This is a genomic window from Aquincola tertiaricarbonis (assembly GCF_023573145.1).
GTDB lineage: Bacteria > Pseudomonadota > Gammaproteobacteria > Burkholderiales > Burkholderiaceae_C > Aquincola > Aquincola tertiaricarbonis_B.
On sequence record NZ_CP097636.1, the window covers coordinates 1,483,411 to 1,501,139 of the forward strand.

At 70.2% G+C, this 17,729-nt stretch carries 16 protein-coding genes; 5 read left to right on the plus strand and 11 right to left on the minus strand.

The window, feature by feature from the left end; genetic code table 11:
• Window positions 1-83: 83 nt before the first annotated feature.
• A complete protein-coding gene (locus MW290_RS33160) occupies window positions 84-1,610 on the plus strand; it encodes a methyl-accepting chemotaxis protein (RefSeq protein ID WP_310740165.1) in 1,527 nt (508 codons plus the stop codon).
• 34 nt (window positions 1,611-1,644) lie between these two features.
• Window positions 1,645-3,192: a methyl-accepting chemotaxis protein gene (locus MW290_RS21180; protein WP_310740166.1), complete on the plus strand. Its 1,548-nt coding sequence runs from the start codon at window positions 1,645-1,647 to the stop codon at window positions 3,190-3,192.
• 28 nt (window positions 3,193-3,220) lie between these two features.
• Here the strand turns inward: MW290_RS21180 and MW290_RS21185 are convergent, their stop codons facing one another.
• A complete protein-coding gene (locus MW290_RS21185) occupies window positions 3,221-3,634 on the minus strand; it encodes a PilZ domain-containing protein (protein WP_250199651.1) in 414 nt (137 codons plus the stop codon).
• 163 nt (window positions 3,635-3,797) lie between these two features.
• Here MW290_RS21185 and MW290_RS21190 point away from each other — a divergent pair, with 163 nt between their 5' ends.
• Together MW290_RS21190 and MW290_RS21195 are read left to right on the plus strand one after the other, a co-directional pair.
• A complete protein-coding gene (locus tag MW290_RS21190) occupies window positions 3,798-5,507 on the plus strand; it encodes a methyl-accepting chemotaxis protein (RefSeq protein WP_250199652.1) in 1,710 nt (569 codons plus the stop codon).
• A gap of 2 nt (window positions 5,508-5,509) precedes the next feature.
• A complete protein-coding gene (locus tag MW290_RS21195; RefSeq protein WP_250199653.1) occupies window positions 5,510-6,946 on the plus strand; it encodes a chemotaxis protein CheW in 1,437 nt (478 codons plus the stop codon).
• Here MW290_RS21195 and xth read toward each other — a convergent pair.
• Window positions 6,939-7,703: an exodeoxyribonuclease III gene (xth, locus tag MW290_RS21200; protein WP_250199654.1), complete on the minus strand. Its 765-nt coding sequence runs from the start codon at window positions 7,701-7,703 to the stop codon at window positions 6,939-6,941. The genes MW290_RS21195 and xth overlap by 8 nt on opposite strands.
• Before the next feature lie 175 nt (window positions 7,704-7,878).
• Between xth and MW290_RS21205 the strand changes: the two genes are divergently transcribed.
• Window positions 7,879-8,163, plus strand: coding sequence for a PIN domain-containing protein (locus MW290_RS21205; protein ID WP_250199655.1), 285 nt, complete (start codon window positions 7,879-7,881; stop codon window positions 8,161-8,163).
• Window positions 8,164-8,379: 216 nt separating this feature from the next.
• Here the strand turns inward: MW290_RS21205 and MW290_RS21210 are convergent, their stop codons facing one another.
• From MW290_RS21210 to MW290_RS21250, 9 genes are all read right to left on the minus strand, one after another.
• A complete protein-coding gene (locus tag MW290_RS21210) occupies window positions 8,380-9,927 on the minus strand; it encodes a methyl-accepting chemotaxis protein (RefSeq protein ID WP_250199656.1) in 1,548 nt (515 codons plus the stop codon).
• Between the two features lie 73 nt (window positions 9,928-10,000).
• Window positions 10,001-11,518, minus strand: a complete 1,518-nt coding sequence (locus MW290_RS21215) for an amidohydrolase family protein (RefSeq protein WP_250199657.1) — start codon at window positions 11,516-11,518, stop codon at window positions 10,001-10,003.
• A gap of 5 nt (window positions 11,519-11,523) precedes the next feature.
• Complete coding sequence (locus tag MW290_RS21220; RefSeq protein WP_250199658.1) at window positions 11,524-11,952, minus strand: DUF3830 family protein; 429 nt, start codon at window positions 11,950-11,952, stop codon at window positions 11,524-11,526.
• 31 nt (window positions 11,953-11,983) lie between these two features.
• Window positions 11,984-12,598 carry an LOG family protein gene (locus MW290_RS21225; RefSeq protein WP_250199659.1) on the minus strand — a complete coding sequence of 205 codons (615 nt, stop codon included), beginning with the start codon at window positions 12,596-12,598 and terminating at the stop codon, window positions 11,984-11,986.
• Between the two features lie 12 nt (window positions 12,599-12,610).
• Complete coding sequence (locus MW290_RS21230; RefSeq protein WP_250199660.1) at window positions 12,611-13,408, minus strand: ABC transporter permease; 798 nt, start codon at window positions 13,406-13,408, stop codon at window positions 12,611-12,613.
• Window positions 13,405-14,259 carry an ABC transporter ATP-binding protein gene (locus MW290_RS21235; RefSeq protein ID WP_250199661.1) on the minus strand — a complete coding sequence of 285 codons (855 nt, stop codon included), beginning with the start codon at window positions 14,257-14,259 and terminating at the stop codon, window positions 13,405-13,407. Before MW290_RS21235 ends, MW290_RS21230 begins: the two co-directional genes overlap by 4 nt.
• Complete coding sequence (gene atzD, locus MW290_RS21240) at window positions 14,256-15,410, minus strand: cyanuric acid amidohydrolase (RefSeq protein ID WP_250199662.1); 1,155 nt, start codon at window positions 15,408-15,410, stop codon at window positions 14,256-14,258. Before atzD ends, MW290_RS21235 begins: the two co-directional genes overlap by 4 nt.
• Window positions 15,407-16,909 carry an allantoinase AllB gene (allB, locus tag MW290_RS21245; protein WP_250199663.1) on the minus strand — a complete coding sequence of 501 codons (1,503 nt, stop codon included), beginning with the start codon at window positions 16,907-16,909 and terminating at the stop codon, window positions 15,407-15,409. The genes atzD and allB overlap by 4 nt, the downstream gene beginning before the upstream one ends.
• Before the next feature lie 13 nt (window positions 16,910-16,922).
• Complete coding sequence (locus tag MW290_RS21250) at window positions 16,923-17,714, minus strand: SDR family NAD(P)-dependent oxidoreductase (RefSeq protein WP_250199664.1); 792 nt, start codon at window positions 17,712-17,714, stop codon at window positions 16,923-16,925.
• Window positions 17,715-17,729: the final 15 nt, after the last annotated feature.

Consider the following 17,729-nt stretch of genomic DNA (forward strand, 5'->3'; position numbering starts at 1 on the left):
CTCAAGCTGCACGGCCCGTCGGCCGATACCTCCGGGATCTTTCCCGATTGAGGTCGGCCGTGCAGTCGTTGAATCGCCTTCGCTTGTCCCACAAGCTCTGGGCCGCCATGCTCTGCCTGCAGTTGCTGCTGGTGGCCGCCGGTGCCATGGGCCTGATGCGCTCTTTCGCGATGGCCCGTGAGGCGGCGCAGGTGGAAGCCTCGCTGTCCCGGCTGGCCGAGCGGGCGGTGCAATGGAAGGCGGCGGCCGATGCGGCCGCCATCCGCACCATCGCCGGCGCCATCGGCGCCGACCCGGCGGTGGCGGGTTGGTTCAAGGATGCGGTGGCCGCCGATCCGCAGCGCATCGCGGCGCTGCGCGACGAAGTGCTGGGTCTGGCCACCTCGCCGGAAGACAAAGCCATCAGCGACCGCGTGCGTGCGCTGGGGCAGACGCTGGACGCGGTGAACGAACGTATCCGCCAGGCCACCAGCGCGGGCGACCCATCGGCGGTGGAGGAGCTGGTCAAGCAGCAGTACGAACCCGCCACCAAGGCCTACGTGGCCGGCATCGACGAATTCGCGGCCTGGCAGGTGCAGCGCGGCCAGCAGGCCTTGCAGGCGGCCGAGGAACAGCGCCGTGCGCTGGCCTGGCAGCTGGCGGGTGGCGCGGTGGCGGTGCTGATGCTGTCGGCCGTGGCCGGCGCGCTGCTGGCCCGCGGCATCCAGCGACCGCTCGACGAGGCGGTGAAGGCTGCCGACGCCATCGCCCAGGGCGACCTCACTCGCGCGATAGCCACCACCCGCGAAGACGAATTCGGCGCGCTGATGCGCGCGCTGCACCACATGAACGGCGCGCTCTCCGCCATGGTGGGCAGCGTGCGCGCCTCCACCGGTGGGCTGGAACAGGCCTCGTCGGAGATTGCCGCCGGCAATGCCGACCTGTCGCTGCGCACCGAGCAGGCGGCCAGCAACCTGCAGCACACCGCCAGCAGCATGGAGCAGCTGACCGGCACCGTGCACCAGAGCGCGGAGGCCGCCAGCCTGGCCAACCAGCTGGCGCATTCGGCGGCCGAGGTGGCGCAGCGCGGTGGCAGCGTCGTGGGCCAGGTGGTGGACACGATGCAGGAGATCCAGGCCAGCTCGCGCAGGATCGCCGACATCATCGGCACCATCGACGGCATCGCGTTCCAGACCAACATCCTCGCGCTCAATGCCGCGGTGGAGGCGGCCCGCGCCGGTGAGCAGGGCCGCGGCTTCGCGGTGGTGGCCAGCGAGGTGCGCGGCCTGGCCCAACGCTCCGGCGAGGCCGCGCGTGAGATCCGCAGCCTGATCGGCAGCAGCGTCGAGCGGGTGGAGTCGGGCACGCGGCTGGTGGACGACGCCGGCCGCACGATGCAGGAGATCGTCTCCAGCGTGCAGCGCGTGGCCGACACCATCGGTGCCATCACCGCATCGGCGGCCGAGCAAAGCCAGGGCATCGGCGAGATCAGCCAGGCCGTCAGCCACCTCGATCACATGACCCAGCAGAACGCTGCGCTGGTGGAGCAATCCGCCGCCGCCGCGGAAAGCCTCAAGACGCAGGCCGTGAGCCTGTCGAACGCCGTCTCGCGCTTCCGAGTCAACGCCTGAGGCCGACCCTTTCCCATCCCGTGAGGAGACATTGATGAAATTCGAGAACCTGCGCCTGTCCGGCAAGCTGTGGGGCGTGGTGGGCACCGTCCAGCTGGTGATGCTGGTGGGTGCCGGCATCGCGCTGCACCAGGCCACCAGCATCGCCGACGATGCGCTGGACGAGCAGGCGCGCCATCATGAGCTGGTGGAGCAATCGGTGATGTGGAAGGGGCTGACCGAGACTGCGGTGGCGCGCACCCAGGCCGCCATCGTCAGCAGCGACCCGACGGTCAACGAGATGTTCAAGGAGAACATCGCCAAGGACGCGCCCTTCATCACCAAGCTGCGTGAGTCGCTGATGAAGAAGGCCGATTCGCCCGAGGACAAGAAGCTGGCCCCGGTGCTGGCCGCCCAGGGCAAGGCCGTGCTGGCCACCAGCGCCAAGGCGCGTGAGGCGGCCGCCACCGGCAACCGCGAACAGGTGCTGGCCATCGTCAAGAACGAGTACCAGCCGGCCGTGGCCGCCTACCTGGCCAGCATCGGCGAGTTCGGCCAGCTGCAGCGCCGCAAGGCCGAAGCCGCAGAGGCCGCGGCCGAGGCCGCCCGCAGCCGCGTGCACCTGATCGCCGGCAGCCTGGCGCTGCTGACGGTGGTGCTGGGCGGCCTGGCCACCGCCATGCTGGTGCGCAGCATCCAGCGCCCGCTGGACGAGGCGGTGCAGACGGCCCATGCCATCGCCGGCGGCGACCTGACCCGCCACATCGACACCCACCGCGGCGACGAGATCGGCGCACTGATGAAGGCCTTGCGCCACATGAACGATGCGCTGGCCGGCATGGTGGGCAGCGTGCGCCAGTCCACCGACAGCATCCAGCTGGCCTCCACCGAGATCGCCAGCGGCAATGCCGACCTCTCGATGCGCACCGAGCAGACCGCCAGCAACCTGCAGCAGACCGCGAGCAGCATGGAGCAGCTCACCGGCACCGTGCGCCAGAGCGCCGACGCCGCCAGCACCGCCAACCAGCTGGCCCACTCCGCCGCCCAGGTGGCCCAGCGCGGCGGGGATGTGGTCACGCAGGTGGTCTCCACCATGGACGACATCCAGGCCAGCTCCAAGAAGATCGCCGACATCATCGGCACCATCGACGGCATCGCCTTCCAGACCAACATCCTGGCCTTGAATGCGGCAGTGGAAGCCGCGCGTGCGGGCGAGCAGGGTCGCGGCTTTGCCGTGGTGGCCGGTGAGGTGCGCAGCCTGGCGCAGCGCAGCGCCGAGGCCGCCAAGGAGATCAAGAGCCTGATCGGCGCCAGCGTCGAACGGGTGGAATCGGGCAGCCGCCTGGTGGGCGACGCCGGCCGCACGATGAGCGAGATCGTGGCCAGTGTGCAGCGGGTCTCGGACATCATCGGCGAGATCACCGCCTCGGCCGCCGAGCAGAGCCAGGGCATCGGCGAGGTGAACACCGCCGTCACCCAGCTCGACCAGATGACGCAGCAGAACGCCGCACTGGTGGAGCAATCGGCCGCCGCGGCCGAGAGCCTGAAGTCGCAGGCCGAGCAATTGGCCGGCGTGGTGCAGCGCTTCCGCACCGCAGCCTGAAGCCGCAGGGCCGCGCCCCGCGGCCCGCTCAGCTGTGGCTGAGCACGTACTGGCGGATGGCCAGCCGCGCCGGCGTGGCCAGCGCCAGGAACTGCACGCCGATGCGGCATTGCGCACCGACGAGGCTGGCGAACACCACCCGCACCTTGGCCGTCACGGCCAGGCAGCGCTTCGGGTCCTCGGGATGAGGCACCGACAAGGCCAGGTCCATCACCTGGCCCATCGGCAGGCTGGCCGGGGCCAGCAGGCCCACGCCGCCTTCGGACACGTCGCACACGGTGATGGGGATGATGCCGCCCCCCTTGTTCAACAGCCGTGCGGGCCAGTTGGCGCGGGCGCGCCGGTGGCGACGCAGCTCGGCGGCGGTTTCGGTGTGCCCGGTGCGGGTGCCGAAGGCGCCGGCCGAGGTGCCCGGCCGGGTGGGGGAGAGGGGAGGGGTCATCGACACTGCCTGATGGGACTGCTGGCGCGTTATCGGCTGCCCCTGGGCCGGCTTGCGCGTTGTTTGATGTGCTTACTCACACATCGGGCCTCAACGTTCGATAGGGGTGGACGATAAGGCTGGGACGACCGGCGCTGTTTGCCGGCGCCCCTTGAAGGCCAACGTGTCCCAGCAGTACCCCACCTCCCCCGACATCGCTTTTGCCGAGGGCGTGTTCGCCGCCCTCAACAAGATCCAGGCTCTGATCTCCTTCGACCTGACCGGTCATGTGACCGAAGTCAACGACGTCTTTCTGAAGGTGATGGGCTACACGCGCGAGGAGGTGCTGGGCCGCCACCACCGCATCTTCTGTGAGCCGACCTATGCCCGCAGTGCCGAGTACGCGGCCTTCTGGCAGATCCTGGGTTCGGGCCAGACGCACACCGGCGAATTCATGCGGCTGACCAGCGACGGCCGGCCGGTGTGGCTGCAGGCCTCGTACAACCCGGTGTACGACACCGCCGGCACCCTGGTGGGCGTGGTGAAGTTCGCCACCGACGTGACGGCGGCCAAGGCCCTTGGCGCCGACGTGGCCAGCCGCATGCAGGCCCTCAACCGCGTGCAGGCGGTGATCGAGTTCGACCTCACCGGCAAGGTGCTCACGGCCAACGACAACTTCCTGCGCACCTTCGGCTATGCGCTGGACGAAGTGGTGGGTCAGCACCACCGCATCTTCTGCGAGCCGGCCTTCGCACGCTCGCCCGAGTACGCCGCCTTCTGGGAACGGCTGGGCCGCGGCGAGTTCAATGCCGGCGAGTACCGGCGGCTGTCGAAGGACGGCAAGCCGGTGTGGATCCAGGCCTCGTACAACCCGATCTTCGATGCGGCCGGCCGGCCGCTGAAGGTCGTCAAGTTCGCCACCGACGTGACGCAGGAGCGCCTGACCACGGCCGAGGCGCAGTCCAAGCTGGAGGCCATCGGCCGCTCGCAGGCGGTGATCGAGTTCGACATGCGCGGCAACATCCTCAGCGCCAACGCCAACTTCCTGCGGGCGGTGGGCTACACGCTGGACGAGGTGCTGGGCCAGCACCATGCGATGTTCTGTGATGCCGAGTTCGTGAAGTCGCGCGAGTACCGCGACTTCTGGTCGGACCTGAACGACGGCCAGTTCCAGATGGGCCGCTTCCAGCGCGTGGGCAAGCACGGCGCCGAGGTGTGGATCCAGGCCACCTACAACCCCATCCTGGGCCTGGACGGCAAGCCGTACAAGGTCGTGAAGTTCGCGATGGAGATCACCGCGCAGGTCAACCGCGAGCAGTCCATCGCCAACAACGTGGCGGCCATCTCGGGCGTGATGGACGGCCTGTCCGGCTCCATCACCCGCATCGTCGAAGGCTCGCAGGAATCGACCGACCTGGCCAGCCGCACCCAGCGCGAGGCCGATGACGGCAGCCAGCTGCTGCAGCGCTCGCGCGAGTCCATCATCGCCATCCAATCGTCTTCGCAGGGCATCACCGAGATCATCGACACCATCAGCGAGATCGCCGGCCAGACCCACCTGCTGGCTTTCAATGCGGCCATCGAGGCGGCCCGTGCCGGTGACCATGGCGTGGGCTTCTCGGTGGTGGCCGAGGAGGTGCGCAAGCTGGCCGAGAAGTCGGCCCGCGCCACGCGTGAGATCTCCAAGCTGATCAACGAGACCGTGATGCGCGTGGGCGAGGGCGGCCGCCTGTCGCAGGAGGTGGAGCAGGCGTTCGCGCGCATCCAGCGTTCAGTCAACGACACCACCGCGTCGATCCAGAAGATCCACGGCGCCACCACCGAGCAGGCCACCGCCACGCAGAACGTGACCAGCCTGCTGCTGGACCTGCAGATCTCGTCTCACAACGCCTGAGCGTGGACACCCGCCACGCCCCACCGCCGGCGCGTGCCGCCCGCGGCAATACGCAGGTCTATGCCCTGGTGAGGGCGCAGGGCCGCACCGTGGCCATCGCCAGCGAAGGCGTGCGCCAGGCCGTGCCACGCCCCGCCGCACTGGCCGGCCTGCCGCGCCGCGCCGGCGCGCTCGAGGGCATGATGACCCTGGACCGCCAGGTGCTGCCGGTGGTGAGCCTGGCGGCCTGGCTGGCGCCCGCGGCGGATGCGGACCCCGACCCGCCTGATGACGGCCTGGTGCTGCTGCTGCAGCAGGGCGAGGCGCGCATCGGCCTGGCCATCGAGGCCGTGGTGGGCGTGCGCCGCCTGCCGGCCGACCAGGCGCGCCGTCTGTGCCATGACGACCGGCCCGACGAGCTGTTCCACAGCGCCGCCGTGTTCGGTTCGGACGATAGCGCCACGCCCATCCTGGACCCGCAGCGGCTGATGGCGCTGGCCGGCACCTGGGTGGCTGAAGCCGGGCCGGTGGCCGACGCTGGGCCCGCCGAAGCAGGCGCCGGGCCTTCCGCCGCTGGCCCCGGCGCCCCGGCCCAGGCGGGATCGCGCTGGGCCTGCTTTCGCATCGGCGATGCCGCCATCGGCCTGCCGGCCGCGCACGTGGGCGAGCTGCTGCGCCCGCTGCCGCTGCGCAAGGAACTGCTGAGCCACGACGGTGTGCGCGGCCTGTGCGAATGGCGAGGCCGGCTGGTGCCGGTGGTCGACCTGTGTGGTGCCCTGCAGGCGCTGCCCGATGGCGCGTCGCCGGCCTGGTGGTGCATCGTCTGCGTCGGCGATCGGGCCATCGGCCTGATGGTGCAGGAGGTGCTGCCGTTGGCCCAACTGGCCGACGATGCGGCGCCGGCGCCCACCGAGGCGCACGCGCTGGTCAACCGCCGCCTGGTGCAGGGCGAGGGCCTGCTGCAGCTGATCGACGTCGAGGCCTTGATGCAGCGTTATGGCGAAACCGCGATCAGCATGGGGCCGTCTACCACCCAGCGCCGCCACGGTACCGGAGCTCCCGCACCGGCCTACATGGTGTTCGAGGCGGGCGGCCCGTTCGCGGCCGAGGTGGGCGGCGTGCAGGCCGTGGTGCCGATGCCGGCCGAGCTGCGCCCGCGGCTGGAAGCCGGCCTGCCCGCCACCTTGCAATGGCGCCAGCAGCCGGTGCCGGTGCGGCCGCTGGCCGATGCCCTGGTGGGCCTGGCCGCGCAGGCGGCACGCCAGCTGGTGGTGGTGCGCACGGCGGGGCAACTGGTGGCGCTGCCCATCGGCGGCGTGCGGGCCATGGTGCCGCGCAACACCGCCAGCCGCCAGCGCATGCGGCTGCGGGGCCGCATGGTCGAGGTGATCACGGTGCAGACCGACGGCGAGCTGGCCAGCTACCCGGTGGTGGCGCTGGAGGGTGCGCCGGTCAGCTGAGCTCGACCACCACCGGCGCGTGGTCGCTGGGCCGCTCGTTCTTGCGCGGCAGCTTGTCGATGTGGCAGGCCGTCACGCGGGCCTTGAGCGCCGGGCTGACCAGGATGTGATCGATGCGCAGGCCCTGGTTCTTGCGGAAGGCCAGGTTGCGGTAGTCCCACCAGCTCCAGCTCTTGGGCGGCTGCTCGAACAGGCGGAAGGCGTCGACCAGGCCCATCTCCAACAGCGCGGCGAAGTGGCCGCGCTCTTCGGGCGTGCAGTGGATCTGCCCGGCCCAGGCCACCGGGTCGTACACGTCGCGGTCTTCGGGCGCGATGTTGAAGTCGCCCATCAGCACCAGCTGCGGGTGCGCCGCCATCTCCTGCGCCAGCCAGGCGCGCAGGCCGTCCAGCCAGCGCATCTTGTAGGCGAACTTGTCGCTGCCCGGCGCCTGGCCGTTGGGAAAGTAGGCGCCGATCACCCGCACGCCATCGACGGTGCCGGCGATCACGCGGGCCTGCTCGTCTTCCACGCCGACGATGTTCTTGACGATGCCCTCGGCCGGCGTGCGCGACAGCAGCGCCACGCCGTTGTAGGTCTTCTGGCCGAACCACTGCGGGTGGTAGCCCGCGGCGCTCAGCGCCTCATGCGGAAACTTGTCGTCGGTGAGCTTGGTTTCCTGCAGCACCACCGCATCGGGCTGGTGCTGGGCCAGCCAGTCCAGCAGCTGCGGCAGCCGCACGGCCAGGGAGTTGACGTTCCAGGTGGCGAGTTTCACTGGTTTGCTATCGCGTGGTTGGGCAACAAGGTGTCGCGATCCTACAGGTGTGGACCCACCAAGCGTCTGCGCCTGAACTTCGAGTGCAGCGGCAAGTGCTCGCCGTGAAAGAGTTTTTCCCCAAGTTAGCCCGGATGCCCCACAACTTGCCCCCAACGTACTGGTTCGCTGGCTGGTGCGGGACGACCCGGCCCAGTTCACGGCCGCCAGCCGCTTGATGGCCGCAGCCGAAGAGGGTGGCGTGCCGGTGATGCTGCTGTTCGGCGTGCTGCTGGAGACCGACGGCCTGCAGCACGAGGACGAAGCTGCGCTGGAAGAGGCTTTGTTCCGCTGGAAGGAATCCAAGGCCGGCTTTACCGACTGCATGCTGGCCGCCAAGGCCGGGTTGCTCCGCCGGCAGCCCTTCATGACGTTTGACGCCGCCGCTGCCCGACTGCCAGGCGCACAACTGCTGGGCTGACGCGCCGCACATCGATTCAGCGCCTTTGACTGCACAGCCGCCACTGGCGGTGTCGAGCGCCGACGGGTGCGATCAACGCGGGCTGGTGCGTGCACACGCCGCGATCGAGGAGATGACCTGGATCTTCAGGCGACTTCCCGTAACGCTGCATCCGGACCCTGGAGCATGACAGCCCCTGCGAAGACGGTTTGGCGGCCAGCCACGCACGGCGCCCTGTCAGCGCTCCGCCAGCTTGAAGGCCGAGACGGCTTCCACCAGCTGGGCGGCCTGCTGCTTCAGGCTTTGCGCGGCGGCGGCGCTTTGCTCGACCAGCGCGGCGTTCTGCTGGGTCGACAGGTCCAGGTGGCTCACCGCCTGGCCGATCTGGCCCACGCCCTGGCTCTGCTCGCCGTTGGCCACGCTGATCTCGGCCACCATGGTGCTGACGCGGCCGATCACGCCCACCACCTCGTTGATGGTGACGCCGGCCTGTTCCACCAGCGCGCTGCCCTGCGCCACCTTGCCGGTGCTGTCGCCGATCAGGCCCTTGATCTGGCGTGCTGCTTCGGCGCTGCGCTGGGCCAGCATGCGCACTTCGCCGGCCACCACGGCAAAGCCACGGCCTTGTTCACCCGCCCGCGCGGCTTCCACCGCGGCATTCAGGGCCAGGATGTTGGTCTGGAAGGCGATGCCGTCGATGGTGCCGATGATGTCGGTGATGCGCTGGCTGCTCTGCTGGATCTCGCGCATGGTGTCCACCACCTGCTTGACGGCCGTGCCGCCGCGCGCCGCCACCGCCGAGGCTTCACCGCCCAGGTGGTTGGCCTGTTGCGCGTTCTCGGCATTGCGGCGCACGGTGGCGCTCAGCTCTTCCATCGTGGCCGCGGTCTGCTGCAGTGCCGAGGCCTGCTGCTCGGTGCGCTCGCTCAGGTCCATGTTGCCTTGCGCAATCTCGCTGCTGGCGGTGAGCACGCCTTCGGCGTTGTTGCGCACCTGGCGCACCAGGTCGACCAGCTGGCCGCGCATGTGTTCCAGCGCCCGCAGCAGTTCGCCCGCTTCGTCGCTGCGCTCCGAGCGCAGCGCGGTGGTGAGGTCGCCGCCGGCCACCCGCTGGGCGGCCTGTGCAGCCTCGCGCAGCGGGCCGGCGATGCGGCGCGTGATGGCATAGGCCAGGCCGACGCCGCTCAGCAGCGCCAGCGCCGTCAACGACCACAGGATGAGGCTGCTGCGCGCATTGGTGGCTTCCAGCGCGGCGGCGCGGGCGTCCAGGTCCTTGCGCTGCAGTTCGACCAGCTGGGTCATGCTGTTCAGGTAGGCGGCTGCCGCCGGCTGGAACTGCTGCTCCAGCAGCGTCAGCGCCTGCTGGTCCTGGCCGTCTCGCTTGTGCTGCATGATCTGGTCGCGCAGGCGGATGAAATCCTTGCGGTGGCCGCTGATGGCGGCAAACACCTTCTTCTCTTCATCGCCGGCCAGCAGGGCTTCCAGGGCCTTTTGCAGCTCGTTGTTCTTGGCGGTGCTGGCCTTGGTGTCTTCGGCGAAGAAGGCGGCCAGCGAGGAGTCGGCGCTACGGGCGATGGCGGTGGTGCGCCGGGTGCCGGCGTTGACCACCGCGAACCAGTCGGTCACCAGCCGTTCCTTGCGCAGCGGCAGGTCCAGCATCTCATGCGTTTCCGTCTGGCTGGCCTGCAGCCGCAGCAGGCTCACGGCGGCCATGGCCACCACCAGCCCGAGCACCAGCGCAAAACCCAGGCCCAACTGCTTGCCGATCGAGAGCTTGACTGCCATGACACCACTCCACGTTGCGAGACGCTATCGGTCCGCCGTGGCGCGACTTGAGGCCGCCAGGCCGGCCTCGCGTTCAGCCTGTCACAGGCAAGCGCCTTTGCAGGTGGAAGGGCTGCTGGCCGATGCCGCAGCAGAAGGCGCTAATCCACGGGCGCAGGGCCTGGGCCAGGTGGCGGCCCTCGGCGTTGAGGGCGTCCAGCCGCTCGGCCGCGGCCTGGGCCTGGCGGCGCAGCGCCGCTTCGTCCAGCGTGAGCAGGCGGCCGTGCTCCACCACCACGCGGCCGGCCACCAGCACCTGGGTGGCGGCGGCGCCGCTCTCGCCGAGCACCAGCTGGCGCAGCGCGTCGCGCAGCGGCACGTAGATGGGCTGGGCGAGGTCCAGCAGCACCAGGTCGGCCTGGTAGCCGGGCGCCAGGCGGCCCAGCCGGTCGCCCCAGCCCAGCGCATGGGCGCTGTCGGCCGTGCCCATGCGCAGCGCCTCGGCGGCGGTGATCCAGCGCGCTTCGTCGGCACCGACGATGCGCGACAGGTAGGCCGCGATGCGCGCCACCTCGAACAGGTTCTGGGTGTCGGAGGTGTTGGCGCCGTCGCTGCCCAGGCCCACGCGCAGGCCGCGTTCCAGCATGCGGCGCACCGGCGCCACGCCCGAGCCCAGGCGCAGGTTGCTCAAGGGGTTGTGGATGGCGGTGACGCCGGCCGCGGCCAGCTGCGTGATGTCGTCGTCGCCGATCCAGATGGCATGGGCCACGCTGAGGCGCTCGCTGAGCAGGCCCAGGCGGTTCATATGCGACACCAGGCTCATCCCGTAGCGCTGCTCGCCGAACACCGCCTGCTGCTGGCTTTCGCCCAGGTGGATCTGCATCGGCAGGCCGAACTCGGCCGACAGCTGCGCGCAGCCCTGCATGAAGGCGTCGGAGCAGTGCAGCGGAATGGTGGGCGCGATGCCCAGCCGGATGCGACTGGTGTCGAACGGCCAGTCCTGCGCCGCCGCGCGCACCGCGGCCAGGCAGGCTTGCGGGTCGGCGGCGCGGGCCTGCGCGGCCTGGGCCTTCAGCGGATCCGGCAGCGTGTCCAGCAACTCGGGGTAGGCCTGGTACAGCGTGCGGTCGGCCATCATCGGCGCCACCACGGCGCGGATGCCCACCGCCTCGTACGCGCGGGCCACCGCATGCAGCCCGGCCACGGTGGGCAGCGGGAACTCGCTGGTCATGTCGAACAGCGCGGTGCAGCCCTTCTTCAGCAGCTCGGCCGCGGTGAGCGTGGCGCTCAGCGCGAGGTCGTCCAGCCCGCGCTGGCCATTGATCGAGGGCGACGCGGCCAGAAAACCCTCCAGCCCCGTGTCGGCCACCGCGCCGCGGCCCAGGCCGCCGTGGGCATGGGTGTGGCCGTTGACCCAGGCGGGCATCACCAGCCGGTCGCTGGCGTCCAGCCGGCGGGCGCCTTCCAACGCATCGAACTGGCCGGGGGCGCCGATGGCGCCGATGGTCTCGCCCTCGACCAGCAGGTCGGCCGGGCGCGCCTGGCTGTCGCCCTCAGCCAGCAGCAGGCCGCCGTGAACCACGAGTCGGGGTGGGTGGTCGGGTCTGTCCATGGTCGTCAATCCACCCGCTCGAACAGCACGTCCTGCGCGCCTTCCCACAGCACCTTCGTGCCCAGCGCGCGCAACTGTTCCCGCTCTTCGGTGATGGTGAGGAAGTGGTTGCCCGCCAGCTGGCCCATCTTGCTGCTGAAGCTGCAGCTGCCGTAGGCCAGGATGATTTCCGTCTCGCTGTAGCCGCCGGGGTAGAACAGCACGTCGCCCACCGACGGGTGGCTGGTGTGGTTTTCGAAGCCGACTCGCCGGCCGTTGTGCTCGAGCACGTAGTCGCCCAGCGGCACCCAGCAGCCTTCGCCGCTCCAGCGCACGTGGATGAGCTTCTGGCGGTAGGGCAGCAGCTTCAGGAAGGCGGCCACGGTCTCGGGCGCTTCGGGGTGGGTTTCGGCCAGAAAATGGTGGCCACCGGCGGTGATGCGGATCTGGGGCATGCAGGACCTTGTGTGGGCGTGCGGTGAGGGTTCAGGAACCGGGCTGGCCGATCCACTTGGTGACGGTGGGCGCCTGCCAGGCGGCCAGGGCGTCGAGCAGCGCTTCGGGTTGCGCATGCACCACCAGCATGTCGCGGTGCTCGGGCTTCATGAAGCCTTCTTCGGTGGCGGTGGCCAGCATCGCGCGCAGCGGTTCGTAGAAGCCGCGGGTGTTGAGCATGCCGCAGGCCTTCACATGGTCGCCCAGCTGCGTCAGCGTGGCGGCTTCCAGCAGCTCTTCCAGCGTGCCCAGGCCGCCGGGCAGCGCGATGAATGCGTCGGCCAGCTCGGCCATGCGGCCCTTGCGCAGCCGCATGTGGGGCACCACCTCGTGGCGGGTGAGCCGCGGGTGCAGGTGGCCGCGGTCGTGCAGCCGCTGGTTGATGATGCCGACGGCGGTGCCGCCGGCGGCCAGCACCGCATCGCACACCACGCCCATCAGGCCCTTGTGGGTGCCGCCGTACACCAGCGTGATGCCGCGCGCGGCCAGGGCCGTGCCCAGTGCGGCCGCGGCCTGCGCATAGTCGGGTGAGCTGCCGAAGTTGGAGCCGCAGAACACGGCCACGCTGCGCAGCGGGGCCTGGGCTTCTTCAATGCTGTCGTTCATGCCCGCACCGTATCAGGAAGCCATGCCCAGGTCGGTCTTGCGCTGGGCCCAGCCGGTCATGCGGCGTTCCAGCAGCGAAGACAGCGCATACAGCGCCACGCCCAGCACCGCCAGGATCAGCAGACCCGCGAACACCATGGGCACGTCGAAGTTGCCGCTGGCGATCATCATGACCGTGCCGATGCCCTTGTTGGCCGCCACCGTCTCGGCCAGCACCGTGCCCACGAAGGCCAGCGTGATCGCGATCTTGAGCGAGGCGAACAGGTAGGGCAGCGCACGTGGCAAGGCCACGTTCCACAGGATGTCGCGCTTGCGCGCGCCCAGCACGCGCAGCACGTCTTCCAACTCGGGCTCGGTGCTGGCCAGGCCGGTGGCCACGTTCACCACCACCGGAAAGATGCTGATGACCAGCGAGGTGAGGATGGCCGGCACCGTGCCCGCGCCGAACCACACCACGAAGATGGGCACCACCGCCACCTTGGGGATGCTGGAAAAGCCCACCAGCAGCGGATAGGCCACGTCGTAGGCGGTGCGCGATGAGCCGATCAGCAGCCCCAGCACGATGCCCACCGCCACCCCCAGCGCAAAGCCCACCAGCGTGGTGTAGAGCGTCTGCAGCGTGTGCGGCCACAGCAGCGGCATCTTCTCCAGCAGCACCTGCAGGATCTGGCTGGGCCGCGGCAGCACCAGGTCGCTGATGCCGCTGGCCACGCACACCAGCTCCCACAACACGAAGAAGCCGACCAGGGCCGAGGCCGACAGCAGCCGTTGCCGCATGCGTGGCGAGATCTTGGGCGTGGACTCGTTCATGCCGCCTTCCTTTCTTCCAGGGCGATGACGTTCTGCGCCGCATCGGCCGCGGTGCGCGCTTCGGCGATGCGCAGGCGCAGCTCCTGCACCAGCGCCGACACCTCGGGCGCGTAGCTCATGGCCAGCGTGCGGGGTCGCGCAAAAGGCACTGCGCGGTCTTCCAGGATGCGGCCGGGGCGCGAGCTCATCACGCAGATGCGCGTGGCCAGGTAGGCGGCTTCGCGCAGGTCGTGCGTGACCAGCAGCACCGTGGGCCGCTTGTCCATCCACAGCTGCTGGGTCAGCGACCACAGCTCTTCGCGGGTGAAGGAATCGAGCGCGCCGAAGGGCTCGTCGAGCAGCAGCAGCTGCGGCTCATGGATCAGCGCGCGGCACAAGGAGGCCCGCTGCAGCATGCCGCCCGACAGCTGCCAGGGCCGCTTGTCGCCAAAGCCCTTCAGCCCCACCTGGGCCAGCAGCGCCTCGGCGCGCTCGGCGTATTCGCCGCGCTTTTTCTTCGCATAGTGCTGGCGGAAGGGCTCGACGATCTTCAGCGGGATCATCACGTTGTCGCGGATGCTCAGCCACGGCAGCATCGTCGGGTTCTGGAAGGCCAGGCCGATGCGCGTCTTGCCCGACTGCTGGCTGCTGGGGCTTTCGCGGCCGCCCACGATCAGCCCGCCCGAGCTGGGCTGCAACAGCCCGGCCACCAGCTTGAGGATGGTGGACTTGCCGCAGCCGCTGGGGCCCACCAGCGCCACGAAGTCACCCTGCGCGATGCGCAGGTTGGTGCGGTCCAGCGCCAGCGTGGCATTGGCCTGTGCGCCGTAGCGCACCGTCACGTCGGCCAGGTCGATGAAGGGTTGGGTCATGCGGCGTCCTTCAGTTGCAGGATGGCGGCCACCGGGCCACCGCCGGCCGGGCCCTGGTGCTCGGCACCGCCCGAGACGTACAGCGCGCTGTGCCCGGCGATGGACGCCAGCACGCCGCCCACCGCCGCCCGCGCATGGCGCGTGGCATTGATGTCGGAGTCGTTGAGCATGGTGTGGCGCTGGCCGCGCACCAGGCCGTCGGGGCTGGCCTCGGCCTTGGCCAGCAGGTTCACCAGCCGGCCTGCGTCAGGGTCCGTGTCGCGGTCCATGTCCAGGTCGAAGCGCTCGCGCAGCAGCGTGCGCACCGCGGCCGCGTCCACCGCATCGCGCATCACCGTGTGGGCGATGCGGTACGGTGAAGCGGCGCCGGCGGCTTCGCCCAGCACGATCACCACGTTGTGGTCCAGCTCGATGCCGGCTGAGGCCGAGGCACGGCCCGAGAAGAGCGACCAGTCGCGCAGCACAGCGGCATCGTCCACCCGGTCGGCGGGCACTTCGTCCAGCGCCAGCGCCACGCCCAGGGCCGAAGCGCCGCGCGAATAGCCCATCGATTCATAGGTGTCGCGGGTGCGGGGCTCGTGCCCTTCGGCCAGCGCCTGCTGCACCCTGGCCGAGGTGAGCAGCGGGCATTTCACCTGCACGAAGTGCACGTCCTGCACGCGCTGGATGCCGGCCTCGGCCATGGCCGCCCGCACCGCCTGCGCAGTGGCTTCGATCTGCGGCATGCGGCCCAGTTCGTGCGGCGCGAAGTCGCGGGTGTGCGCGGTGCCGATCACCAGGCGCGGCGCACCTTCAGCGCGAGGCGCGACCCCTTCCAGCCAGCGGCGGGTGAACACGGTGAAGTGCGGTGACAGCACACCCTCGGTGCCGCCCGACATCACCAGCGCCACGCGCTGGGCGGCCTGTGCCGGCGTGCAGCCCAGGTGCGGCGCCAGCAGCTGGCTCCAGGCCATGCTGGCGTACTCGCGCGTGTGGTCGTTGACGCAGCCGTTGCCTTCGGTCTTGCCCATCACCGCGACGATGTCGGCGGGCACCAACGTGCCGGCGTCGACCAAGGCCTGCACCCCCGACAGGTCGCCCGGGCCGCTGCAGGCGATGCGGTGCACGCCCACGCGTTGCTGGCGCGCCGGGCCGCCCTGAACGCCGCTCATGCCGCCTCCTTCGTGATGCCGCGCGCGAAGCCCGTGCCTTCGAAGGCGCCCGGGTCGGTGGGCACCGCGGTGGGCGGCACGCCGGCCGGCGTCTGCAGCACGGCGCTGGTGTAGTGCTCGGTGTTGCGCGGGCGCGGCGTGGGCATGCGCTGCACCGGCTTGACCGGCTGGCCCCAGCCCGAGGCTTCGGTGACCAGCCGGCCGTCGCGCATCACGAAGCGGCCGCGCACCAGGGTGTGGATGGGCGCACCGTGCACGCTGCGGCCGTTCCACGGCGAGATCTTGCTGATCGACTGCAGACGCCCCTGCGACAGCACCGCGCGGCGGTCCATGTCCACCACCGCGATGTCGGCATGCGCGCCCACGGCCAGCACACCCTTGGTGCCGTACAGGCCCCAGGCCTTGGCGGGGGCGGCAGCGCTCCACTTCACGTAGTCCATCAGCGTAGCGCGCTGGCGGTTCACCTCGGTCAGCATCAGCGGCATCTGGGTTTCCACCCCGGGAAAGCCGCAGTCGCATTGCCAGATGCTCTCGCGCGTCTTCTCCTCGGGGCTGTGCGGCGCATGGTCGGTGGCGATCATGTCGATGGTGCCGTCCATCAGCGCGTCCCACAGCGGCTGGTTGTGGCGCTCTTCGCGGATGGGCGGGTTCAGCCGCAGGATGCCGCCCAGGCCCAGCATGTCGCGGGTGTTGAGCAGCAGGTACTGCGGGCAGGTTTCCACCGTCACGTCCACGCCACGCAGCTTGGCCGCGCGCAGCACGAAGAGGGAATCGGCCGCGCTGTGGTGGGCGATGTGCACCCGGGCGCCGGTCCACTCGGCCAGCGTCAGCACGCGGCCGATGGCCTCGATCTCGGCCACTGCCGGGCGTGACGCCAGGTGGGCCAGCGGGTCGATGCGGCCGGCGGCTTCCAGCCGGTGCTGGCGGCGCGCCATGATGGACGAGTTCTCAGCATGCACCACGGTGCGGATGCCCAGCGGCGCCAGCTTCTCGAAGCCCTCCAGCAGCGCGCCGTCGCTGGGCGCGGGCAGGTTGCCGAAGGTGTTGCCGACGAAGGCCTTGAAGCTGGTCACGCCCGCTTCCAGCAGGGCTTCCAGCCGGTCTATCGTGTCGTCGCCCAGCAGGCCGTGGATGCCGTAGTCCACGTAGGAGGCCTCGGCCGCCTTCTGCTTCAGCCGCAGGGCTTCCAGCGTGCCGGTGGGCGGGTTGGTGTTGGGCATCTCGAACACCGTGGTCACGCCGCCGCAGGCCGCGGCGGCGGAGCCGGTCTTCCAGGTTTCCTTGTGCGGATAGCCGGGGTCGCGGAAGTGCACGTGGCTGTCGATGGCGCCGGGCAGCAGGTACTGTCCGTCGGCGCGCAGCTCTTCGCGGGCCGAGGGCATCAGGTCGTCGTGGCCGATGGCCACGATGCGGCCGCCTTCGATGGCGATGGAAGCATCGACGATCTGCTCGGGCGAGACGATGCGGCCGCCGCGGATGACGAGGTCTGCGTTGCTCATGCTCGGCCGCTCCTCACAGCATCGCCCAGCCGCCGTCGACCGGCAGGTCGACACCGGTGATCTGCCGCGACACGTCGCTGGCCATGAAGAGGCAGGCGTTGGCCACGTCGGCATCCAGCGTCACGCGCTTGAGCGCGTAGTCGTCGGCATGGCGCTGCATCGCCTCTTCCAGCGTGATGCCCAGCTTGGCGGCCATGTTGGCGCACACCTTCTCGCGAAAGCGCGGGCCATCGACCATGCCCGGGGCCACGCAGTTGACGTTGATGTTGTGGGCGCCGGCTTCCAGCGCCATGCTCTTGGTGAGGCCGCGCAGGCCCCACTTCGAGGCTGAATAGGCCACCCGGCCCGCGCGCCCGCGCATGCCGAAGGTGCCGCCCACGTTGACGATCTTGCCGCCGCGCTGCCGGATCATTGCCGGCAGCACCGCATGCATGGTGTTGAAGCAGCCGGTCATGTTCAGCTCGACGATGTCGTTGAACTCGTCGGCCGTGGTCTCCCAGCCGGTCTTGCCGATGGGGCCGGAGCCGCCGGCCACGTTCACCAGGATGTCGATCCGGCCGAACTGCTCCAGCGCATGGCGGGCCAGGGCTTCGGTCTGCGTGGCGTCCACCAGGTCGCAGGCCACCACGATGGCCTGCACGCCCAGCGCGCGGGCCTCCGCGGCCACCGGTTCGATGGCACGGGTGTCGCGGCCGGCCAGCACCAGCTGGCAGCCTTCTTCGGCAAAGGCCAGCGTCACGGCGCGGCCCATGCCCTTGGCGGGGCCGGTGATCACGGCCACCTTGTTCTTCAGGTTCAGGTTCATTGGGGGGGTCTCGGT